The 533-nt window shown below is 47.7% G+C and carries 1 protein-coding gene; it reads left to right on the top strand.

Going from position 1 to position 533, the window contains the following annotated elements; translation table 11 throughout:
- A partial coding sequence (locus tag A4R26_RS34955) for a hypothetical protein (protein WP_207625742.1) occupies positions 1 to 533 on the top strand: 533 nt, incomplete at both ends.

Raw genomic sequence — 533 nt, forward strand, 5'->3', positions numbered from 1 at the left:
CAAGCGCGGCCGGTTGCGATTCGATAGCAACGCTTTTATTAACTACCAACCCGACTATTACCAGCACTACCGAAGTCACAGTATGCGCTAGTCAGCTGCCATACACCTGGAACGGCAATACTTACAATGACGCCGGGTCTTATGACGTGACATTAACAAGCAACGCCGGTTGTGACTCAATAGCTACACTTGTATTATCTGTCAACCCGGCTGTTGCCAGCACCACTGAAGAAACTATCTGTGCCAATCAATTGCCATATACCTGGAATGGCAATACATATAATACCGCCGGGTCTTATGATGTAACCCTGACAAGCGCGACTGGTTGTGATTCAGTTGCTACATTGGTGCTTTCTGTCAACCCGGCTGTTACCAGCACCACTGAAGTAACTATCTGTGCTAATCAGCTGCCATACACCTGGAATGGCAATACTTATAATGCTGCCGGATCTTACGATGTAACCCTGACAAGCAGTGCCGGTTGCGATTCCATTGCAACACTGACTCTGATTGTAAATCCTGCATTGACCAGC

Origin of the sequence: Niastella populi (assembly GCF_002078015.1) — a bacterium.
In the GTDB taxonomy this organism is placed as follows: Bacteria; Bacteroidota; Bacteroidia; order Chitinophagales; family Chitinophagaceae; genus Niastella; species Niastella populi.